A 5,466-nucleotide genomic window follows, 5' to 3' on the forward strand; every position below is an offset into this window, starting at 1 on the left:
GCTGCCCCGGGGCGTGCGACTCGTACCGCTGCTCGACGACCCGTACCGCGCCGTTCTGCCACGGGGGCACCGGCTCGCCGCCGAGCGCGTGCTCGACCTGGCGGACCTAGCCGACGAACCGTGGGTCGGCAGCGAGCGGCACGGTCCCTGCCGCGAGGTCGTCCTCGACGCCTGCTCGGCCGCCGGCTTCACCCCGGGCGTCGTGGTGGAGAGCGAGGACCACGCCACGGCGCAGGGCTTCGTGGCGGCCGGTCTGGGTGTCGCCCTGGTCCCGACTCTGGGGCTGGGCGGGCGCCACCCCGGCGTCGTCGTGCGCAGGATCCGCAAGCCGGAGCCGGTCAGGGTCATCTGCGCGGCCGTACGCGGGACTTCGCCGGTCCCGCCCGCACTGCAGGGGCTGCTGGACGCGCTGCGGGCCGCCGCCGAACGGTGAGTGCGGCCGGGTGACCGCCCGGCCGGGAACCCTCAAACGATACGAGACGGGCTCGTATCGAAATGGGATAGTGTGTCGCGCATGAGCTCCTCCCTGCCCGAGAAAGTGCACCGGCGGCGCTGGGCCGTCCTCGCCGTGCTGATGTTCAGCCTTCTGATCGTGGTGCTGGACAACTCCATACTCAACGTGGCCATGAAGACCATCGCCCAGCCCGGGCCGACCGGACTCGGGGCCACGCAGAGCGAGTTGGAGTGGTCGATCAACTCCTACACGCTCGTCTTCGCCGGACTCCTCTTCACCGCCGGGCTGTTGGGGGACCGCCTGGGCCGCAAGAGGATGATCCTCTTCGGCCTCGCCGTCTTCGGGGTCGGCTCCGTCCTGGCCGCCTTCTCCGACTCACCGGGCCAACTCATCGCGTTCCGCGCAGTGATGGGCTTCGGCGGCGCGTTCGTCATGCCCGCCACGCTGGCGATCCTGATGAACGTCTTCGAGCGGGACGAACAGCCCAAGGCCATCGGCATCTGGGCGGGCGGCGTCGGGCTGGGCATAGCCATCGGCCCGATCACGGGCGGAGCGCTCCTGGAGCACTTCTGGTGGGGCTCGGTGTTCCTGGTCAACGTGCCCATCGTCGTCCTGGCGCTGATCGCGATGGTGCTCCTGGTCCCCGATTCCCGCGATCCACGGCCCGGACGGCTCGACCCGATCGGCGTGCTCCTGTCCATCGCGGGCCTGGTGCTGCTGGTCTACGGGATCATCAAGGGCGGCCAGATCGCCGACTTCACCGACCCCGAGGTGCTGCTCACCGGCGGCGGGGGAGTGCTGGTGCTCATCGTCTTCGTGCTGCACGAGCGGCGCAGCGACCACCCTGCGATCGACGTCACCTACTTCAAGAACCCGGCCTTCTCCGCCGCCGTGGCCGCCATCGCGCTCGTCTTCTTCGCGCTGATGGGCGTCACCTTCTTCGCCGTCTTCTACATGCAGAGCGTGCGCGGCTTCTCGGCGCTGGAGGCGGGCCTGCTGATGCTGCCGCTGGCCGTCGCGCAGCTGATCTTCGCGCCCCGTGCCCGGCTGGTCGTCGACCGCTTCGGGGCCAAGGCCGTCTGCACGAGCGGGATGCTGCTGGTGGCGGCGGGAATGGCGGCGTTCGTGCTGTTCGGCCGCACGACACCGGTCTGGGCCCTGGAGGTCGTCTTCTTCGTGCAGGGCTCGGCGATGGCGCACATCATGCCGCCCGCGACCGTCTCCATCATGCAGTCCCTCCCACGGGAGAAGGCCGGCTCCGGCTCCGCCGTCAACAACACCTTCCGGCAGGTCGGGGGCGCCATGGGCGTGGCCGTGCTGGGATCGATGCTCTCCGCGCGCTACCGGGAGGGCATCGACGGACGTCTGGAGGCGCTGCGGCTGCCGGAGGGGGTGAGGCATGCCGCCGGCGAGTCGATCGAGGGCACGCTCGCGCTCGCGGCCCGGATGGGGCCCGCTGGACGGGAGTTGGCGGGTCCCGCCAAGGACGCCTTCATCGACGCGATGCACGTGACCGTACTCGGGTCGGCGACCGTGGCGTTGGTGGGCGCACTGGTGGTGGCCGTGTGGCTGCCCGGGAAGCGCGCCGGCGCCGGACCGGACGTCCCGCCGGAGCAGGACGGGGCGAAATCCCCTGTGGAAGCGGGGCGTTGAACGTCCGGCAGACGATCACCGTGTCAGAATCAGGCAGTTGACACCGCCCCCTTCCCCGACCACGGACAGGGCCGCAGAGCGATGACGGAGGCGCCGCGATGAACCGGACCCCGTCCGACCGCGCACCGGTGCGGCGCGGACGCCCGCGCAGCGAGGCGGTGGAGCGCGCCATCATCGAGAGCGTGCTGCACCTGCTGGAGGAGGGCACGTCCATCGACGCCGTCTCCATGGAGCGCGTCGCTCGCACGGCCGGTGTCGGCAAGGCGACCGTCTACCGGCGCTGGCCCGGCAAGGACGCGCTGCTGCTGGACGTCGTACGCACGCTGGAGGAGCCGCAGGCCGAACTCGCGGGCACATCCGTACGGGACGACCTGGTGAGCATCCTGGAGTGGCACCGGCGCGTGGGCCTGGCCAAGCGCAACTCGGCGGTGCTGCGCACGATGATGAGCCATGTGACGAGTCACCCCGAGCTGTGGCAGCAGTACCAGGACAGCGTCATCAAGGTCCGCCGGGAGACGATGTACACGGTGCTGCGGCGCGGCATCGGGACGGGTGAGCTGCGGGGCGACCTGGACGTCGAGCTGCTCGGCGAACTTTTCACGGGGCCGATGCTCACGCGCACCGTCCTTCAGGGGGGCAGGAACCTGCCCGAGGGACTGGCCGAGCAGATCGTCGACTCGGTGCTCGGCGGCGTGGGTACACCGCGATAGGCGGGGCATGAGCAGGACACGGCCACCCGGTGCGATGTGCGTGTTCCGTCACAACGCCCGCTGAAGCGCGGCGCTGCCGGAACCTCACGCGCCAGGGTGTTCGTCCTGCATGACACGGGGAAACCGTCCGGGGCGTTCGGACCGACTCTGTGCTCGGCCTTTGCTGCGCAGGGCGAACCCCCGGATCGCCTATCGTTCGAGAAGCACCGGCAAGGCAAGTGAGGAACAGCGGATGGCACGTGCGTACATGGCGGATGCCGCCCGGACTTCGGGCGAACGGCGCGGATTCCTCTCCCGCACCCGTCTGGACGGCCACCGCGTGAGCCCGGGCTCCTCCGGCTGGAGGGGCGGCGGCACGTGGCGGCGCGGCTGGGTGCTGGCCACGCTCGCGGTGCTGCTGGGGCTGGCGCTGTTCTTCCACTCCGAGGTCCCGAACGCGATCGGCAACCTCGGTTCACTCTGGGAGACCTTCCTTCCCTGGGGCGGCGTGTTCATCCCGGTGCTCGCGCTGACGGCGCTGCTGCGGCGCTCCGCGACGGCTCTGGTCGCACTGCTGGTGCCGACGCTGGTCTGGCTGAACCTCTTCGGCGGCCAGCTCACCTCCAAGTCCGGTACGGGCGGCGACCTGACCGTCGTCACGCACAACGTCAACGCCGGCAACCCCGACCCGGCGCGTACCGCGCGGGAGCTGTCGGGTTCCGGCGCGGACATCGTGGCGCTGGAGGAGGTGGCGGGCGGCCAGGCGGCTCAGTACGACAAGGGGCTGGCAGGGGCGTACCCGCACCACAAGCGCGTCGGCACGGTCGGCGTGTGGAGCCGGTACCCGATGCGGGACACCTCGACGGTCGACATCAAGATGGGCTGGCCCCGTGCGATGCGTACGACCATCCGGACACCCCAGGGCGATGTCGCTGTCTACGCCGCCCATCTGCCGTCGGTGCGCCTCCAGTTCGCGTCGGGGTTCACCGCCGGCCAGCGGGACGACAGCGCGGCGGCGCTCGGCAATGCCATAGCGGAGGACCCCGTGGGCAAGGCCGTTCTCCTCGGCGACCTCAACGGGACGATGAACGACCGGGCGCTCGCGCCGGTCACCGCCCAGATGCGTTCCACGCAGGGCGCGGCGGGCGACGGTCCGGGCTTCAGCTGGCCCGCGTCGTTCCCGACGACGCGCATCGACCAGATCATGGTGAAGGGGCTGGAGCCCGTCTCCTCCTGGTCGCTGCCCGCCACCGGCAGCGACCATCTGCCCGTGGCCGCCACGGTCGACTTCTGACGGCGAGCGGTTCACGTACGCACCGGGCGGGCCTCTCGTGCGCGCCGCTGTGACACACGTGACACGGCACGAGGCAGAGCACGGGACGGCGGCAGGGCATCGCCGGAAGACACCCCGCATGACGCGGGTCCACCAAGGCTCCGGCCCTGGTGGACCCGCGTTCTGCCGTGTCGTGAATCACGTGCTCCACGGGCAGTTGTTGCTGTCCTGAGACACGCATGGCGGCTGCGGGAACAAGACGTCTGAGAGACTTTGTTCAGTTAGAGAACATATGAAGCCGTGCCGGGCCCGGACGACGTCGTCGCGCGCACCGCACGCACTCTCCTTATTGATCTTGTAAACCCCTTGTTGAGGACTGCTCGACGCTGCCCGAAAGGTTTCCGCCCATGCCCATGGCCTTGCTCGCTCTCGCGATCAGCGCCTTCGGAATAGGCACCACCGAGTTCGTGATGATGGGCCTGCTCCCCAACGTCGCGCAGGACATGGGTACTTCGGTGCCCACCGCCGGATATCTCGTCTCCGCCTATGCAATCGGCGTCGTCATCGGCGCCCCGCTGCTCACCGCGTTCGGTGCCCGTGTACCGCGCAAGCGGATGCTGGTGTTCCTGATGGGCGTGTTCACAGTCGGCAACCTCGCCTCCGCCCTCGCGCCGAGTTACGTCTCGCTGCTGGCGGGACGCGTGCTCGCCGGCTTGCCGCACGGCGCCTTCTTCGGGGTCGGTGCCGTCGTCGCGGCGCGGCTGGTGAAGGAGGACCGCCGGGCCCGCGCCGTGGCCACCATGTTCCTGGGGCTCACCGTCGCGAACATCGTCGGTGTACCGGCCGGCACCGCGATCGGCCAGGCGCTGGGCTGGCGGGCCACGTTCGTCGTCGTCAGCGCCATCGGGGTGCTCGCGATGGTGACACTCGCCGCGATGGTCCCCTCGATGCCGCTGGAACACCAGCGCGGCGTCGGCCACGAGGTCCGCGCGCTCGGCCACCGTCAGGTCATACTCGGTCTGCTCACCGCGGTCTTCGGCTTCGGCGGCGTCTTCGCCGTCTACAGCTACCTCGCCTCGATCATGACCGAGGTCACCGGTCTCGCCGACTCCTCCGTCACGATCGTGCTCGCACTCTTCGGCATCGGCATGACGCTCGGCGCCCTGGTCGCGGGCCCGCTGACGGACCGCGCCCTGCGGCCGACCCTCTACGGCGGCCTGGCCACCCTCGCCGTCGCGATGCTCGTCTTCCACACGGTCGTCGAGATCAAGTGGGCGGCGATGACGATGGTCGTGATCCTGGGCGGCGTCGGATTCATGACGACGACACCGCTCCAGATGCTGATCATGCAGAAGGCCCGGCACGCGCCCACGCTGGCGTCCGCCGGCAACCAGTCC

5 protein-coding genes are annotated in these 5,466 nt (G+C 70.1%); all 5 read left to right on the plus strand.

From position 1 onward, the window contains the following. A partial coding sequence (locus tag H5J26_RS27845) for a LysR substrate-binding domain-containing protein (protein WP_235981199.1) occupies nucleotides 1-433 on the plus strand: 433 nt, incomplete at its 5' end. Between the two features lie 81 nt (nucleotides 434-514). Continuing rightward, nucleotides 515-2,107, plus strand: a complete 1,593-nt coding sequence (locus H5J26_RS27850) for an MFS transporter (RefSeq protein WP_181768732.1) — start codon at nucleotides 515-517, stop codon at nucleotides 2,105-2,107. Between the two features lie 98 nt (nucleotides 2,108-2,205). Beyond that, nucleotides 2,206-2,817 carry a TetR/AcrR family transcriptional regulator gene (locus H5J26_RS27855; protein WP_181768733.1) on the plus strand — a complete coding sequence of 204 codons (612 nt, stop codon included), beginning with the start codon at nucleotides 2,206-2,208 and terminating at the stop codon, nucleotides 2,815-2,817. A gap of 232 nt (nucleotides 2,818-3,049) precedes the next feature. Next, nucleotides 3,050-4,090, plus strand: a complete 1,041-nt coding sequence (locus H5J26_RS27860) for an endonuclease/exonuclease/phosphatase family protein (RefSeq protein ID WP_181768734.1) — start codon at nucleotides 3,050-3,052, stop codon at nucleotides 4,088-4,090. Between the two features lie 386 nt (nucleotides 4,091-4,476). Next, nucleotides 4,477-5,466: MFS transporter (locus tag H5J26_RS27865; protein ID WP_181768735.1), on the plus strand; the 990-nt coding region annotated here is incomplete at its 3' end.

The sequence above is a fragment of the Streptomyces albidus (ex Kaewkla and Franco 2022) genome (assembly GCF_013870515.1).
Classification (GTDB): domain Bacteria; phylum Actinomycetota; class Actinomycetes; order Streptomycetales; family Streptomycetaceae; genus Streptomyces; species Streptomyces albidus.

Coding starts and splice junctions, on each gene's coding strand:
- H5J26_RS27850 (WP_181768732.1), top strand. CDS start 515: ATGAGCTCCTCCCTGCCCGAGAAAGTGCACCGGCGGCGCTGGGCCGTC.
- H5J26_RS27855 (WP_181768733.1), top strand. CDS start 2,206: ATGAACCGGACCCCGTCCGACCGCGCACCGGTGCGGCGCGGACGCCCG.
- H5J26_RS27860 (WP_181768734.1), top strand. CDS start 3,050: ATGGCACGTGCGTACATGGCGGATGCCGCCCGGACTTCGGGCGAACGG.